This is a genomic window from Coleofasciculus sp. G3-WIS-01 (assembly GCF_040223135.1).
In the GTDB taxonomy this organism is placed as follows: Bacteria; Cyanobacteriota; Cyanobacteriia; order Cyanobacteriales; family Coleofasciculaceae; genus Coleofasciculus.
Map to the genome: position 1 here is coordinate 1 of NZ_JAVJZI010000075.1, position 14,482 is coordinate 14,482.

The 14,482-nt window shown below is 46.1% G+C and carries 16 protein-coding genes and 1 riboswitch; of the genes, 4 read left to right on the forward strand and 12 right to left on the reverse strand.

From position 1 onward, the window contains the following. From RIM23_RS07965 to RIM23_RS07975, 3 genes are all read right to left on the reverse strand, one after another. The coding region (locus RIM23_RS07965; RefSeq protein ID WP_446366030.1) for an RNA-guided endonuclease InsQ/TnpB family protein at positions 1 to 1,053 on the reverse strand (1,053 nt) is incomplete at its 3' end. Next, the gene (locus RIM23_RS07970; RefSeq protein WP_446366005.1) at positions 956 to 1,303 is read right to left on the reverse strand and encodes an IS607 family transposase; all 348 of its coding nucleotides are present in this window, start codon (positions 1,301 to 1,303) and stop codon (positions 956 to 958) included. The genes RIM23_RS07970 and RIM23_RS07965, both read right to left, overlap by 98 nt. A 474-nt stretch (positions 1,304 to 1,777) precedes the next feature. Further along, positions 1,778 to 2,158 carry a DUF7682 family zinc-binding protein gene (locus RIM23_RS07975; protein ID WP_446366007.1) on the reverse strand — a complete coding sequence of 127 codons (381 nt, stop codon included), beginning with the start codon at positions 2,156 to 2,158 and terminating at the stop codon, positions 1,778 to 1,780. Positions 2,159 to 2,493: 335 nt separating this feature from the next. On the opposite strand from RIM23_RS07975, the gene RIM23_RS07980 reads away from it, so the two are divergent. Together RIM23_RS07980 and RIM23_RS07985 are read left to right on the forward strand one after the other, a co-directional pair. Beyond that, positions 2,494 to 4,122, forward strand: coding sequence for a phospholipase D-like domain-containing protein (locus tag RIM23_RS07980; RefSeq protein ID WP_446366009.1), 1,629 nt, complete (start codon positions 2,494 to 2,496; stop codon positions 4,120 to 4,122). 19 nt (positions 4,123 to 4,141) lie between these two features. Next, positions 4,142 to 4,738 (forward strand): tetratricopeptide repeat protein, encoded by a 597-nt coding sequence (locus RIM23_RS07985; RefSeq protein WP_446366011.1) that lies wholly within the window; start codon positions 4,142 to 4,144, stop codon positions 4,736 to 4,738. Positions 4,739 to 4,862: 124 nt separating this feature from the next. Here RIM23_RS07985 and smpB read toward each other — a convergent pair whose 3' ends face one another. Beyond that, a complete protein-coding gene (gene smpB, locus RIM23_RS07990; RefSeq protein ID WP_446361119.1) occupies positions 4,863 to 5,330 on the reverse strand; it encodes an SsrA-binding protein SmpB in 468 nt (155 codons plus the stop codon). Positions 5,331 to 5,464: 134 nt separating this feature from the next. After that, positions 5,465 to 5,551, forward strand: a riboswitch (Glutamine riboswitch). A gap of 35 nt (positions 5,552 to 5,586) precedes the next feature. On the opposite strand from smpB, the gene RIM23_RS07995 reads away from it, so the two are divergent. Next, entirely contained in the window at positions 5,587 to 5,931 is a 345-nt protein-coding gene (locus RIM23_RS07995) for a DUF4278 domain-containing protein (RefSeq protein WP_446334907.1), read from the forward strand. 135 nt (positions 5,932 to 6,066) lie between these two features. Here the strand turns inward: RIM23_RS07995 and RIM23_RS08000 are convergent, their stop codons facing one another. The 8 genes from RIM23_RS08000 to RIM23_RS08035 form a co-directional block, all read right to left on the reverse strand. Next, on the reverse strand, positions 6,067 to 6,855 hold the full coding sequence (locus RIM23_RS08000; RefSeq protein ID WP_446366012.1) for an MBL fold metallo-hydrolase: 789 nt from the start codon (positions 6,853 to 6,855) through the stop codon (positions 6,067 to 6,069). A gap of 26 nt (positions 6,856 to 6,881) precedes the next feature. Next, entirely contained in the window at positions 6,882 to 7,502 is a 621-nt protein-coding gene (locus tag RIM23_RS08005) for an anthranilate synthase component II (protein WP_446366014.1), read from the reverse strand. Between the two features lie 72 nt (positions 7,503 to 7,574). Continuing rightward, entirely contained in the window at positions 7,575 to 8,090 is a 516-nt protein-coding gene (locus RIM23_RS08010) for a diacylglycerol kinase family protein (RefSeq protein ID WP_446366016.1), read from the reverse strand. Positions 8,091 to 8,140: 50 nt separating this feature from the next. After that, the gene (gene ybeY, locus RIM23_RS08015; RefSeq protein ID WP_446366018.1) at positions 8,141 to 8,668 is read right to left on the reverse strand and encodes an rRNA maturation RNase YbeY; all 528 of its coding nucleotides are present in this window, start codon (positions 8,666 to 8,668) and stop codon (positions 8,141 to 8,143) included. A 37-nt stretch (positions 8,669 to 8,705) separates the two neighbouring features. Continuing rightward, positions 8,706 to 8,918, reverse strand: a complete 213-nt coding sequence (locus RIM23_RS08020; protein ID WP_446366020.1) for a DUF3285 domain-containing protein — start codon at positions 8,916 to 8,918, stop codon at positions 8,706 to 8,708. A gap of 189 nt (positions 8,919 to 9,107) precedes the next feature. Then, a protein-coding gene (gene prfB, locus RIM23_RS08025) for a peptide chain release factor 2 (protein ID WP_446366022.1) occupies positions 9,108 to 10,215 on the reverse strand; the annotation gives its coding sequence in 2 pieces (ribosomal slippage) (positions 9,108 to 10,142 and positions 10,144 to 10,215; 1,107 coding nt in all). 69 nt (positions 10,216 to 10,284) lie between these two features. After that, complete coding sequence (locus RIM23_RS08030) at positions 10,285 to 11,484, reverse strand: RNA-guided endonuclease InsQ/TnpB family protein (protein ID WP_446366024.1); 1,200 nt, start codon at positions 11,482 to 11,484, stop codon at positions 10,285 to 10,287. A gap of 179 nt (positions 11,485 to 11,663) precedes the next feature. Beyond that, positions 11,664 to 12,389 carry a Bax inhibitor-1/YccA family protein gene (locus tag RIM23_RS08035; protein WP_446366026.1) on the reverse strand — a complete coding sequence of 242 codons (726 nt, stop codon included), beginning with the start codon at positions 12,387 to 12,389 and terminating at the stop codon, positions 11,664 to 11,666. Positions 12,390 to 12,783: 394 nt separating this feature from the next. On the opposite strand from RIM23_RS08035, the gene sbcD reads away from it, so the two are divergent. Beyond that, positions 12,784 to 14,100: an exonuclease subunit SbcD gene (sbcD, locus tag RIM23_RS08040; protein ID WP_446366028.1), complete on the forward strand. Its 1,317-nt coding sequence runs from the start codon at positions 12,784 to 12,786 to the stop codon at positions 14,098 to 14,100. The last annotated feature ends 382 nt before the right edge of the window (positions 14,101 to 14,482 follow it).

A 14,482-nucleotide genomic window follows, 5' to 3' on the forward strand; every position in this document is an offset into this window, starting at 1 on the left:
TTTTTTTCCACCAAGATTAGAAATGATTTCACCTGTCCAGCTTACGGTTTTACTGGTGTAGGCTTCATTGCAATCAAGTACGACTTTGCCCGTCTCAAACGCCTTGTGCTTCAAGAACCTTTCAAAGCGGTAATGCGCCCAGGACAACATTTGTCTGACTGATTTAGATCTGAGTTTTCTTGTGGATTTGACCACCATCTGAGATACATCAAATGTTGGTAGCAAAATTACATCAAAGTTATCGACTAAAAACCGAGCAACTTTGTGATGCATCTCATCAATTAAATGGCGAATTCTCAGCCTTAATCGGTCAGCCGCTTTTTTAAGTCTCCGACGCTGCTTGGCTTTGACTTTAGTTGTACGATAAATTAAATCATCGAGGTAGTAACAGAGTCGTTGGATGCGTCCAATATCTCCCGTCCCTATCCAGCCAAAACTATCTTCAGTGAACAGAGTCAGGAACGACCGAACGCCAGGGTCTAGCGCCACGACACGTCCTTGGTTCTCGGACAATTGTCGTGGCACGTCATGGGGAATGCAGATGTAGTGTTGAGAGTGATGGAACACTAATCGGCAATCCCCAATATTGTCGGGCAACTGTTCTGTGTAGCGTATTTTACCCAATATTGTGTGATATATTCCCAAGTCAGTTACGGCTGATTTAGGAATATAGCAAGACTGAATTCTGTCTTTGCGAGAACGAAACTTGACTTTCTGGATTTGTCCCGTTTTCTTATATTTCATCAAGGCTTCTCTTAGGGCTGTGCAAGCATCCTTGATGGCTATTGATTTAATTTGATAGGGGACTTTTTTACACCATTCCGGCAAGGTGTTTAATATGTCCCCTTTAATCGCTTTCCAGTTAGCCTTAGTGTCAGGTTGCTGCAAGTATTCAACGGTTCGATTGAAAACAAACCTTGAGACCCCCATCCATCCTTTGACCAGGTTTCTCTGCTCAGGGTTTAGGTAAACTCGGATCTTTTTTGATTTTCTTACTGTACTTTCTCCAGTCCTGCATTCGACTAGAGTTGACGTGGACGATGGAGAGTAGATCCTGGGTAAGTTCTGACTGTGGACAGTGTACAGTCTGGTCGAGAACCACGATGCTCCCACCGTTTTGCTCGACCAGGTACTGTATAAGCTCGAATCCAAATCGGCACAATCGGTCTTTACAGGCAACAACAATTGTGAGCTTATCTCCTCTAAGAAGTCTGTCCAGTAAGGAACGCAATCCTTCATGATTGAAGTTGAGTCCACTTCCGATGTCTTTGACGATTTCGGCTTGTGGGTAGAGACGCGCCATGGCGCGTCTCTACCTATAGGCGATTTGTCGGGCCAGGTCGTCTCGCTGCTTTGCACTGGAGAGGAGACAATAACAAACAGTGGCACTTCTAGCACCTGCTCCCAGATAGGCTTCGACATCAAAAAGCCTTTGTCCGGCTCTCTTGCGTATAGAGGGAATGATGCCATTGTCTGCGTACTTCCTGCTTCGTGTTTTTGTGTAATCCAAGTCGCTTAACAGCTTCTCTTAAAGGAACATAGCCCATGTGAGTAAATGTAAGCTTATATGAGCATATACTATCACATTAGCTATCTGCCATCATCCTTTTTCACTCGGCGACGGGCTATAGTTTCAGCATATAGCTCTGAGGACTGCTTATTCTGTGCCCAAAGTCTGACGTTTTGGTCATTGGTCATTAATCATTGAACAGAAACACTCAAAACTCACGCGCCATGCCCGCAAAGGGTTGCGAATAGTCAAAACTCTTTCATCCCTCTACTCACCGGGTTTATCCACATTGTAGTCCTCGTGAGACAAGACAGCGTAGGGAACCAACAAACTCCCGTAGTCATGACAAATCATCCGATAGTTACGAGTAACCGGGATACTGACGATCCAGCGATTGTGGCGTAGTCGCTTGCCGCCAAATTCTCGGTAGTTCTTTTGTTCTTCCAAGCCAGCGATAATCACACGGGCTTTGACCACCACATGGGTGGGCAAATCCTTTAAGTCAATGGGATCATTATCAAAAGTAGACTCCCATTCTTGCTTTTGTTGCTTTTTAGCTTCCCGTGCCTTGTTGTCTTGCTCACATCGGTGGCAGGTTTGACCATACCCCTTATGACCGCACGGAAATGTCTTTTTTCGTCTCGACATAAAACGGTGGGATGGGTTCAAACCCTAGACGTGACCATGTTATCTTCCTGATAGTGACTTCCCCCATTCAGGTTGTGGAAAACGAGATTTAAGTTGTTCATTGTATTTTTATGTTAGTTCAATAGGGACAAATCCTTGAACCTTATTTCAAACTGAATCAGAAAAACCCCGATCAGCCGTTCTAGTCCGATGGCTCAGAGTCCCATGTATCTTATACTTTCCTAGCTTCTCCGGCTTGTCTCAAGGGATCAATTCCCATTGACAGCCTACTTGGTTTATGTTGACCTAGGTGATAAAAAATAATCAAAGCAATAAGTGAATCTAATATGGATTTAATGACTCAATCCTACTGGCATCAAGGTATCATCTGGCTTATTGTATTAACTCTGTCCGCTTGTCAACCTCCTCAACCTCAAGTTCACCGTCCGCCTCCCTTACCCCAAGACCCCTTTGTTCAGGTCTATTTTAACCATTCCCCCTCAACAACCTACAAGGAACCCTATCGCTCAGTGACTCGACCGGGCGATAATTTAGAGCAGATTATTGTCGAAGCGATCGCGACGGCTCAATCCACTATCGATGTTGCTGTCCAAGAGTTGCGCTTGCCGCAAATTGCTCAAGCTCTGGTTCAACGACATCAGGCGGGGGTTAGAGTCAGGGTGATCCTAGAAAATACCTATAACCTCTCTTGGAGTGAAATCCCAGCCGAAGATCTAGCTAAACTGCCACCTCGGGAACGCAACCGCGCCCAAGAGAATTTACGGTTAATTGACAGTGATAACGATGGCAAACTGACCCCTAGTGAAATTAATCAACGAGATGCTTTGGTTATTTTACAAAATGCTGGCGTTCCTATCCTAGACGATACAGCCGATGGCTCTCAAGGTAGCGGCTTGATGCACCACAAGTTTGTCATTGTGGATGGATACAAGGTTGTGGTTACCTCCGCTAACTTTACCACCAGTGACATTCATGGCGACTTTCAAGCACCAGACACTCGTGGTAATGCCAACAATCTCGTCAAAATTGAAAGTATTGAATTAGCGAATTATTTTACCGAAGAATTTAACCAAATGTGGGGAGATGGGCCCGGTGGCAAAGCCGACAGTCAGTTTGGCGTCAAAAAGTCACCACGCCCTCCAAGGCAGGTTACCCTCGGAGATACCACTGTGACTGTCAAGTTTTCGCCCACGTCACCAACTCAACCCTGGAGTCAAAGCAGTAATGGTTTCATTGAGCAAACCCTGCAAAGTGCTGCCCAAACCATTAATCTGGCATTGTTTGTCTTTTCTGAACAGCGACTGGCAGATCAGTTACAAACTTCAGATGAAAAGGGTGTCCAAGTTAAAGCGTTAATCGATCGAGGTTTTGCCTATCGCTACTACAGTGAAGGACTAGATTTATTAGGTGTGGCGCTGAGTAATGAGTGTCGCTATGAAGCGGGTAATCGTCCTTGGCAAGATCCGATTGCCACAGTCGGTATCCCTAAACTCCCATCAGGCGATCTGTTACATCATAAGTTTGGCGTGGTAGACGGGAAAACGGTGATTACAGGGTCTCATAATTGGTCAGAAGCAGCCAATACTCAAAACGACGAGACGGTTTTGGTGATTGATAGTCCTCTAGTCGCCGCTCATTTTGAACGTGAATTTGAACGTCTGTACACGAATGCCATACTGGGTGTCCCGGTGGCGGTTCAGCAAAGGATTCAGAACCAGCTACAATCCTGTGACGAGATTACTCAGGCAAACGATCCGAACGCCCCAACTTTTAGTGGGATAGTCAACCTCAACACCGCCACTCAGGAGGAACTGGAAACTCTACCTGGAATTGGACCCAAACTAGCTGAGCGAATTATTGCCGCGCGATCGCAAAAGCCATTCACGTCATTAGCTGACCTTGACCAAGTTCCAGGTGTCGGATCTCATCTACTCCAGCAGTTAGATGGGCGAGTGACGTGGTAATCCTAACCTTTATCATGCCATGAACTATTTTTCTTTGAGTTTACTCTTGACAACAACAGCGATTTTGGCTCAATTATCCCCGCCCTCGATAGCCGCAATGGTGCCCCAACTCAACTCTAAATCCGTGATCCCAGCCACGCAATTATTGGTGCAAGAGGTGAATGAGTTTGATTACTGGTTTGATCGGTGTTATGAACTCACAGGCGAGGAAGCACTGGAGGCTTGCGACAACGCGATCGCTATTAATCCCAATGATGCGTCAGTCTGGTATAACCGAGGTACGCTGCTGATGACAGAACTAGAACGATATGAAGACGCAGTAGGATCTTTCGACAACGCTTTGGAGATCAATCCTCAAGATTTGGCAGCCTGGGATAATCGAGGTGTGGCTTTAGGACAACTGGGGCGGTACGAGGATGCCTTAACTTCTCATGATCGCGCCCTGGAAATCGACGATCAACAAGCGAGAGTTTGGCAAAATCGCGGCGTAACCATGTTTCTTTTGCAGCGCTACGAAGAGGCTCTCACAGCCTTTGAGCGTGCCATTGAACTTGATCCCAACTACGAACAAGCACAACGCAACCGAGACTTGGTTCGGGAACAGTTAGGGCGATAACCTCTTTGATTCCGCAAGTGCGGGGGAACTGATTAGTTGGGGTGGGTTTTGCCAATCCCTTTCTGTCTATCTCGCACCCACCCTTGTCTGGAAGCACAGACATCGTTTTGATCTGTGAGTATATTTAATAGCGCTGAACAACTCGCGCCATTTCACGCTCATCCTGACGCCGCTTAATTGTCTCGCGCTTGTCGTGCAATTTTTTCCCTTTACACAAACCCAGGCTCACTTTCACTAAGCCTCGCTTCAAATACATTTTTAACGGCACTATGGTTAACCCTTGTTGTTCTACTTTGCCTACAAGTTTGCTGATTTCCTGCTTGTGCAGCAACAGTTTACGGGTGCGAAGCGGGTCGTGATTGAAGTAGAGGCTGCTACTTTGGTACGGCGAAACATGTACGTTCAGCAGCCAAGCCTCACCCTTGCGAATTAGGGCATACCCATCGCGCAAATTGACCCGACCCTCGCGGATAGACTTAACTTCTGTCCCTTTTAACTCAACGCCCGCTTCATAAGACTCTAAAATCTCATAGCGGAAACGTGCTTGCCGATTATCAGCAACAACCTTGAACCCTTTACTTTGATCACTCATACCAATCACCTTAGCGTCTGATACTGAAAATTGTGGACTCAGACAATCACCTCAGAAAACCCTCAAAAGGTAAAGTTTTGTTAAAAAGTTGACATTTTCTCGAAAAACAGTAACAATAGATACAGAACAAATAAATCGTTCATCTCTCTAGCCATTAATCAATTAACCGTGAAAGATGATTAGAGGGACGGAAGTAGGGACAACTCCCGAAGGAACGCGCCTCATATCACTACAGTTGCATTACGAGGCGAAGACCATGAAACTTAATTATCGCGGCATCAAATACGATTACAATCCCCCTACGGTAGAAACTGTCGAATCGGGATCTGGTGGTAAATATCGGGGTTGGGACTGGCGATTCCGCAATTTAAAAAATCCGCCAGTGTTACAACCGCGAGTCAACCTGCAATATCGCGGCGTTCGTTATCAAACACCAGGGACTGTTGCTAATAATGGTGTTGCGCCAGAAAAAGCACCCACTTTAGTTACCAGTCAAGAGAAAGCTCGTTCTCGGATGAGCAAGCAGCAACGAGTTCTCAAAAATCGTCAGCTTTCGATGTTGTATCGCTCAGCTACGGAAGTTGGATTGGCAACTCGTTAACTGTAGATGGGAGTGAACTTTCTCAGCTAAATAGGCGATTCGGATCATGTCAAATTGAAAATTATGACGTGATCCGAATCGCCATAATATTATACAATGATGCATCCTAACCGCTATGGCGCTTGCTATTCTCCCTTAAAATCGATAACTCAACACTTTAATCATCGAAAGATTCTGGGGTAAATCTGAGAATTTCAACGTCAGCGTATCGCTGTTTATCCGACTTACGGGCATTCCCTCCATCACAGTTAAAAACTCATCAACTGATCCAATCCCATAGTCCCCCTGACAGGTTTCATCCGCTGCTTGGGTACGGAAATGAGTCGGGACTACCATTTTCGGATTCAACACACCGATCGCTTGTTTAGCCTCTTGAGGATTATACGCTTTGATACTGCCGCCAACAGGCACAAATACCACATCAGGACGCCCCATGAGGATTTTCTGCTCAATTTCAATAGGTGCCGCCGCCCCACCTAAATGCAGCAGTTTAATCCCACTTTGCTCCCATTGCCATGCCACATTATTCCCCAATCGGCGTCCACCTTGGCGATCATGAGGAATACTAATCCCTTGGAATCGAATACCCCCGATCTGATAAACTCCCGGTTGAAATAGGATACGCGGATTTCCTGGCAATCCCTCAGCCGCACCTTCGTCCAACAACTGAGAGCTAATTAAAACCAAATCAGATTCCACTTTCGGTGGACGATAGCCTGCTGTACACCCGACTGTCCGAAACGGATTAACCAGAATCCGCATCCCCTCGCCTGTAAACAAAAAGCAGGTATGTCCTAACCACTGAACTGTCAACGTTTCATTAGCCGACTGTGCCCCTGCTGACTGGAATTGTGCAGCCAATGTCGTTCCCAAAGTGCTAAACACTCCTGCACCCACGTAGCGCATCAACTGTCGCCGTTTCATTGTTAGTTAATCACTACTCCTAATACTTAAGCTAGAACCATAGGGTTTTGAGTCGCTGCTGGAAGAGATACTAGAAAATTTTGCAATAACTGTTTGCCACAATCGGTCAAAACACTCTCTGGATGAAATTGGACGCCTTGGAGATGGGGATAGTTCCGGTGTCTCACCCCCATAATTGTCCCATCCTCCACCCAAGCCGTAATTTCCAGCACTTCTGGACAGCTTTCTTTGTCAATCACTAGGCTGTGATATCGAGTGGCGACAAAGGGATTGGGCAGATTCTGGAAAACACCTACTCCGGTGTGGTAAATTTCCGAAGTTTTACCATGCATCAACAGGGGAGCACAGATAATTTTTCCGCCAAAGACTTGACCCATACTTTGATGACCCAGACAGACGCCTAAGATGGGTACAGTTGCACCAAGCTGGTGAATTAACTCACAGGAGATTCCGGCATCATCTGGGCGTCCGGGTCCTGGGGAAATAACTATCCCATCAGGGTTTAACTGGCGCAGTTGCTCTAGGTCAATTTGGTCATTGCGGTAAACCTGAATATCAGCAGCAACGGGCAATTTGAATCCTAGTTCACCGAGATACTGCACCAGGTTATAGGTAAAACTGTCGTAGTTATCAATGACAATAATCAAAATTTACACTCCTTTTGAACTCACCCTAACCACGACAAAACGTTACACTGTAATTTAGGTTAAAAAAATAGCTTAACGTATCAGTAAAAGGATACGAGTCATTAAGGGAGGCAAGAGTAGGGAGCCAGCCACGAGTAGGGCTGCGATCGCGGAGATGAGAACAGCACCTGCTGCACAGTCTTTAGCTACTTTTGCTAGCTCATGATAAGACTGTTTAACCGTTAAGTCCACAACCGCCTCAACTGCCGTATTCAGCAATTCCAGGGTCATGACTAGCCCACTGGTCAAGCCAATCACGGCAATTTCTACAGGTGTCAACTCTAACAAAATAGCTAAGCTAATTGCCACGGTGCCAATCAGGGTATGAATGCGAAAGTTCCTTTGGGTGACAAAGGCATAGCGCACTCCCGCCCAAGCATATTTAAAACTCACCATCAATGTTGGGGCAATACACCAAGCCAAGTCTCGTTTGAATCTATGATTAGACTCAGGCTTTGGCGGTTTGGGAAGTGACAGATCCTGCACTATCGACCGGGAGCTGGGAACCAGGTATTGAGAGTTAGCAGAATGAGTATTGTGATAAACCATGGGGATTGAATTCCATTGCTAGTGATGAACTGACACTGAATCCAGTGTCATTATACGGGTAACGTCAAGTTGACAATCTGTAGTAAAGCTTTCTGCTGGTTTAGCATTCGCAGCAAGCTTTCCTCATCCGGATGATCCCACCCTAAAAGATGTAACAACCCATGGGTTGCTAACCAAGCCAGCTCTACTTCTAAGGGATGACCCTGTTGTTGAGCTTGGCGATAAGCGGTTTCCACTGAAATGACGATATCTCCCAGGTAGACTGATTCAGCCCCTTGCATGTCTGGAGGTATCTGAGGCGAGTCTACCTCTAATGCGGCGAAGGAAAGTACGTCAGTGGGTTGATTTTTGTGGCGGAACTGAGAATTAAGTGCCTGAATTTCTGCGTCGTCACTCAGGCGTAGTGTCAGTTCATACCCCAGCGCTGGCGGACTATCTGGGTGCAGTGTTTCGAGCCACTGGCTGAACCAATGTTCCCAAGTGGAAGTGGAAATTGGGTTCGTGAGGGAATTGGCTTCCAGAGTCGCTGACTGGGAGGCTTCAAAGAAACAATCCTGCACTATTAATTCGATATTCACTCGTGCCGCCTCTCTTGTGAGGTAAGCTATGGGAACGTTAACGAGTCAGGTAAGCTAAACCAATCAGCACAGCTAATAGACCCACAGTGGTTAGAAAAAAGTGCTGTAGGGATTTGCCTCCTTTACGCACCATGTTACGCATCGCTAATTTCACGTAACTGGGTTTAGGTTCATTGAAGGCGGCGTTTGCTGTTGGCTGTTCAGCAAAAGGGGACTTCGCTGTATCCGAGGGTGTCGAGGGTTGACTCATTATTAATGGTGATTTGACGCTAAAAACTATTTTATCGCCTTTATTTACATAATGTAACAAATTGCCATTCGTAATTTGCCAAATTTGGTCAGGGCGGGTTTAGTCCAATCTAGATGATCAAGAAACGATAATCATTAAACCCGCCCCGATACCCCACACTCCACACCCATCTTCCCCATCCCAAACTGATTAGGTCAATTGATTTTCCTGACGCAGGTAGGCTTCGATGAAGGGATCAAGAGTTCCATTCATGACATCATCAACGCCTGTGGTTTCCACATTCGTCCGTAAGTCTTTCACCAACTGGTAAGGGTGGAATACATAATTGCGAATTTGATTCCCCCAAGCGGCTTCAACTATATCGCCTCGGATTTCGGCAATTTCCTGGGCGCGTTGTTCTTGTGCAATCACCAATAGCTTGGCTTTCAGGAGGGCGAGGGCTTTTTCCTTGTTTTGCAGTTGCGATCGCTCCTGGGTACAGCGCACGGCAAGTCCTGTGGGAACATGCACAACCCGAACGGCGGTTTCTACTTTGTTGACATTTTGACCACCCTTACCCCCAGAACGAGAGGTGGTAATCTCTAAATCCGTTTCGGGAATATCTAGGTTTACACCTTCGTCTAGCATGGGCATGACTTCAACGCCCGCAAAACTGGTTTGCCGCTTACCGTTGGCGTTAAAGGGAGAAATTCGCACCAGTCGGTGAGTTCCTTTCTCCGCTTTCAAATAGCCATAGGCGCGGAGTCCCTGAATTTCCAACGTAGCTGACTTAATTCCGGCTTCATCCCCTTCTGAGAGTTCTGCCAACTGCACTTTATACCCTTGACTTTCTGCCCAACGGGTGTACATTCGCAGCAGCATTTGCGCCCAATCTTGGGCATCTGTTCCGCCAGCTCCAGCATTAATCGCCAGTACAGCACCATTGGCGTCATAGGGACCCGATAGTAGCTGTTCTAATTCCCAACGGTCAAGTTCGCGATTGAGCTTAACTACATTGGTTTGGGCTTCTTGCAGTAGTGCTTCATCGGTTTCGAGTTCCAGCAATTCCAGAACTGCTTTTGCATCCTCTAGATTACTTTTCCACTGATGGTACTGCTGGAGATTCAATTTCAGGTCATTAAGCTTTTGCAGGGTTCGCTGAGCGAAGGTTTGGTCATCCCAAAAATCCGGTTGAGCGGCTTGTTGCTCTAAGTCTTTAATTTTGGCAGTTAGGGCAGGGATGTCAAAGATAGTCCTGGGTTTTTCCCAGGCGAAGGGACAAGGTTTCGACTTCGCGTTTAATCTCTAAAACTTCCATGTTTCTTGGTTTTGGTAATTTACTACCCTTTATCAATTTTGACACTCCTGACGCCTTTAGGCGTGAGGATTATTTCTTCTCAGGGACACCGATGTGTTTACCCTCACAAAGCATCTTGACCGTGTGTCCCACGGCTGCAAGTCCACGAATGCAGACTATTTGCGCGGCTGCTACATCCCTATCGGTTGTGTAGCCGCAATACTGGCAGGAGTGAACCCGTTGAGATAGCGGTTTCTTGCCTGTTTCAACTAAGCATTCAGGACAAGTTTGACTGGTTTTCTTGGCGTCTATTTTCTGGAAATAGACTCCCCGCTTAAAACAGCACGCTCGAAGAATACCTAGAAATTGCCCCCAACCAGCGTCTAGACACTGCTTAGCTAACATCCCTTTGGCTAATCCCTTGAGGTTGAGATCTTCGGCAAATACCATACCAGCCCAATCGCACAAGTTATGGGCTAATTCCCAGTGATATTGCTTGCGAGTATTGGCTATCCGTTCATGTAGTCGGCTGACCTTGGCTTGTGCCTTTGCTCGGTTATTTGATCCTAATTGCTTCCGGCTAACCCTTTGTTGCAGCAATCTAAGCTTGCGTTCAAGGCGTTTAAACGGACGCGGATTAGGGAATAACTGACCATTTGACACCGCCACAAAATGACTGATTCCGACATCGATCCCGATGGCTTCTCCGTGGGGAAGAATGTCCGGTACGGGGACATCCCACTGCAAAGTAAGCATTACATACCAACCAGATGCCCGCTTGACTACACGCGCTTGTTTGATAATCGCGTTATCTGGTATTGGACGCGATTGGCGAAAGCGGATTAATCCAATCTTGGGTAGTTTGATTGCGTTTCCTTGAACGGGATTTTTACCCAATGCGGGAAACACGAAGGATCTCATGGTTCCTAGCTTTTTAAAGCGGGGAAACCCATGTCCACCTTCCCAGATGCTGACAAATGCTTGCTCAATCCGCTTAAGTGTCTGTTGCAACACTTGCGAATGAACCTGTTGCAGGTTTTCACTTGTTTTTCGATATGCGGTTAATCCACGGCATTGACTAGCATAAGTTGGACGCGGCGCATTAGCCGGGATGATGTATTCGCAATGGAGGGAACAAGCGTTAATTCGGCAACTACGGGAACGATACCAATCTTTTCTTTCGGCTAACGCATAGTTGTATACGCGCCGGCATTGTTCTAGCCAATCTTGAAAAATGGCAATTTGACTAGACGTTGGTTTGAGTTTGTACTCGTAGGTTAAATTAAACACTTGCATCACCTCCTACCAGCATGATACATTAACTTTTAAAAAGCGTCAGGACGATTTATAAAAGCAGCCCGAAAAGGGCAAGGCTTTAAACCCAATTTTCTGGTAAACAGAAAATTTAATCCCACTAGACCAATGATAGGTATCCCACGCTTGAAAAGGCGTGGGATAGGGTTAGTCAATTAGTCGCGATTCAAAGCAATCAGCAACCGCAAAATAAAGATAAACAAGTTGATGTAGGTCAAGTACATTGACAATGCGGCTGGCAGATACTGCTCATTGCGATAAGTGCGGGGCAAAATGTAAAAATCCACCACCGCCGCACCGACAAACAGCAATACACCAATGCCAGAGATGCCTATTTCTATCCAGCTAGGGGTATAGACGCCAAAAAAGCTCAAGATAAGCTGACCTACCAACACCACCAACAAGGCAATGATACCCAGTTGAACGGTTTGGGTTAACGCCATCCCATCTTGATCTGAGAGATTCGAGCCAATTTGACGGGCAGCGACAAAGGTGATACCACAACTGAGGGCAGCGATGCCAATCCCTTGAATCCCTACCCCCGATGTGCCGAGGGCAACAAAGACGATACCACTGAGGGTATAACCTGAAAGTAGGCTATAGGTCGCCAACAGGGGCAATGCCGTGCTGTTATTGCCTTTCTCCGCCACACCACGGGCGACGAAAAATAGGGCTAATTCAGCAATCAGGGCAACCCAGAAGGTGGTCATGAATATCCCTGGGTTTGTGGCAAGAACATTCAAACCACCGTAGGTGCCGACAGCCGTTAAAACCAATCCACCGCCGACGTAGGGTAGGGCATTGGCTATGACATTGGGACCGACTAGGGCTTGACCCTGAGCATTGCGAATGGCTTGGCGAAAGTTACTTGTGTTGCTCATGTAAACTCCTTGTGTAACTTACGTATTTACAGGTATTATCGCGGTTTACTTATATTTTGACCGATATTTTCAGGTACTGGACTGACACAGCTAAAATTGTGGAATAGATTTGACGGTGAAATTGGGCGCACACCGTGCGCCCCTACAATACTAATCCACCATTTTAGGTGTGCCACGCTAGTACGGGTCTACACACTTAGGGATTGGGGAAGTTTTGACCCTTCACTTCGCCCGTAGGGTATGGTGTTCTTAAACCTTGCAGCACTGGGAAGAAGGCTGACAGTAGTTACAAGGCGCGATCGCTCAACTGGAAACCCCAACCCAGATATGACAAAAAATGTTAGTCGTGAAACCCGCCCCAACAAAATCAAAACTGTTTTAACTGTTTTTGCTTATGATTAAGATTCTTCACCTGTCAGATATCCATTTAGGTAGCGGCTTCTCCCACGGGCGAACGAATCCAGAAACGGGTTTAAATACACGACTAGAAGATTTTGTCAATACCTTATCTCAATGTATTGATCGCGCCATTGCTGAACCCGTGGATTTAGTCCTATTTGGTGGCGATGCTTTTCCTGACGCCACACCACCGCCTTACGTACAAGAAGCCTTTGCCACTCAATTTCGCCGCTTAGTCGATGCAGAAATTCCCAGTGTATTGCTAGTAGGTAATCATGACCAACATTCTCAAGGAAATGGGGGCGCGAGTTTATGTATTTATCGTACCCTAGGTGTGCCGGGATTTATTGTTGGGGATACTTTGGCAACTCACCTGATTCAAACTCGTAATGGTTTAGTACAAGTCATTACCTTACCCTGGTTAACTCGTTCTAGCTTACTGACGCGCCCGGAAACAGAAGGGTTAGCCTTAGGTGAGGTGAACGAGTTATTAATTCAGCGCCTTGAACCTATTTTAGAAGGAGAAATTCGGCGGCTGGATTCCCAAGTGCCAACTATTCTATTAGCCCATTTAATGGCAGATCGGGCTAGTTTTGGGGCAGAGCGTTTTTTAGCCGTGGGTAAAGGCTTTACTATTCCCCTATCCCTGATGGCGCGATCGTGTTTTGATTATGTCGCATTAGGACATGTCCACCGCCACCAAAATCTCAATCCATCTAATAACCCGCCCGTCGTTTATCCGGGTAGTATTGAACGGGTTGATTTTAGTGAAGAAAAGGAAGATAAGGGTTATGTTTTAATTGAGTTAGAAAAAGGTAAGGTTCAGTGGCAGTTTTGTCCTTTACCTGTACGTCCATTTTGCACGATTAGCGTGAATCTAGCTGAGGAAACTGATCCAGAAGCGGCATTACTTAAAGTAATTCAGAAAAAAGCAATTAACGAGGTTGTCGTTCGGCTGATTTATCAGGTGCGCTCTGATCAGTTGGATTTAATTGATAACAGTAAAATTCACCAAGCTTTGAGTGAAGCGCACAGTTATACAATTCGTCCAGAATTAGTCAGTCAGTTAGCCCGTCCGCGTTTGCCAGAATTGGGTGTGGGTAGCGGCATGAACCCCATGGATGCGCTGAAGACGTATTTAGAGAGTCAGGATAATTTAAAAGATATTGCCGCAGATATGTTAGAAGCCGCGCAATATTTGTTAGATGGGCAAGGGGATAGTTGGTTAGAGCTAGAGGAGGCTGGAGATGATAAACAGGAATCGAGTCAGGTAGGAAAAGGGAATCAAAAGAATCAATTGCGTTTACTTTAGCGGTTCAGGAAAACACTTATGAGAATCAAGCAAATTTCAGTTACTGATTTATAGCCAAACTGACTGCATACGGAACCTTGTCTCAGTCACTTGATAGAACCTTTCCCGCCAGAGTGGTTAAACAAAAACAAATGCCTGAATTAACGGATAAAACTTTCAAAGATAAGCTCAATAAACTTGAGAAAGTTTGACGACATGGCGATAAAAATAGATTTACTACTGGACTGGCACAGCTAACATTGTGGAATAGATTTGACGGTGAAATTGGGCGCACGCCATGCGCCCCTACAATACTAATCTACCATTTTAGGTGTGCCACGCCACTACTGGACTGACACAGCTAAAATTGTGGGATAGATTTGACGGTGAAATTGGGCGCACG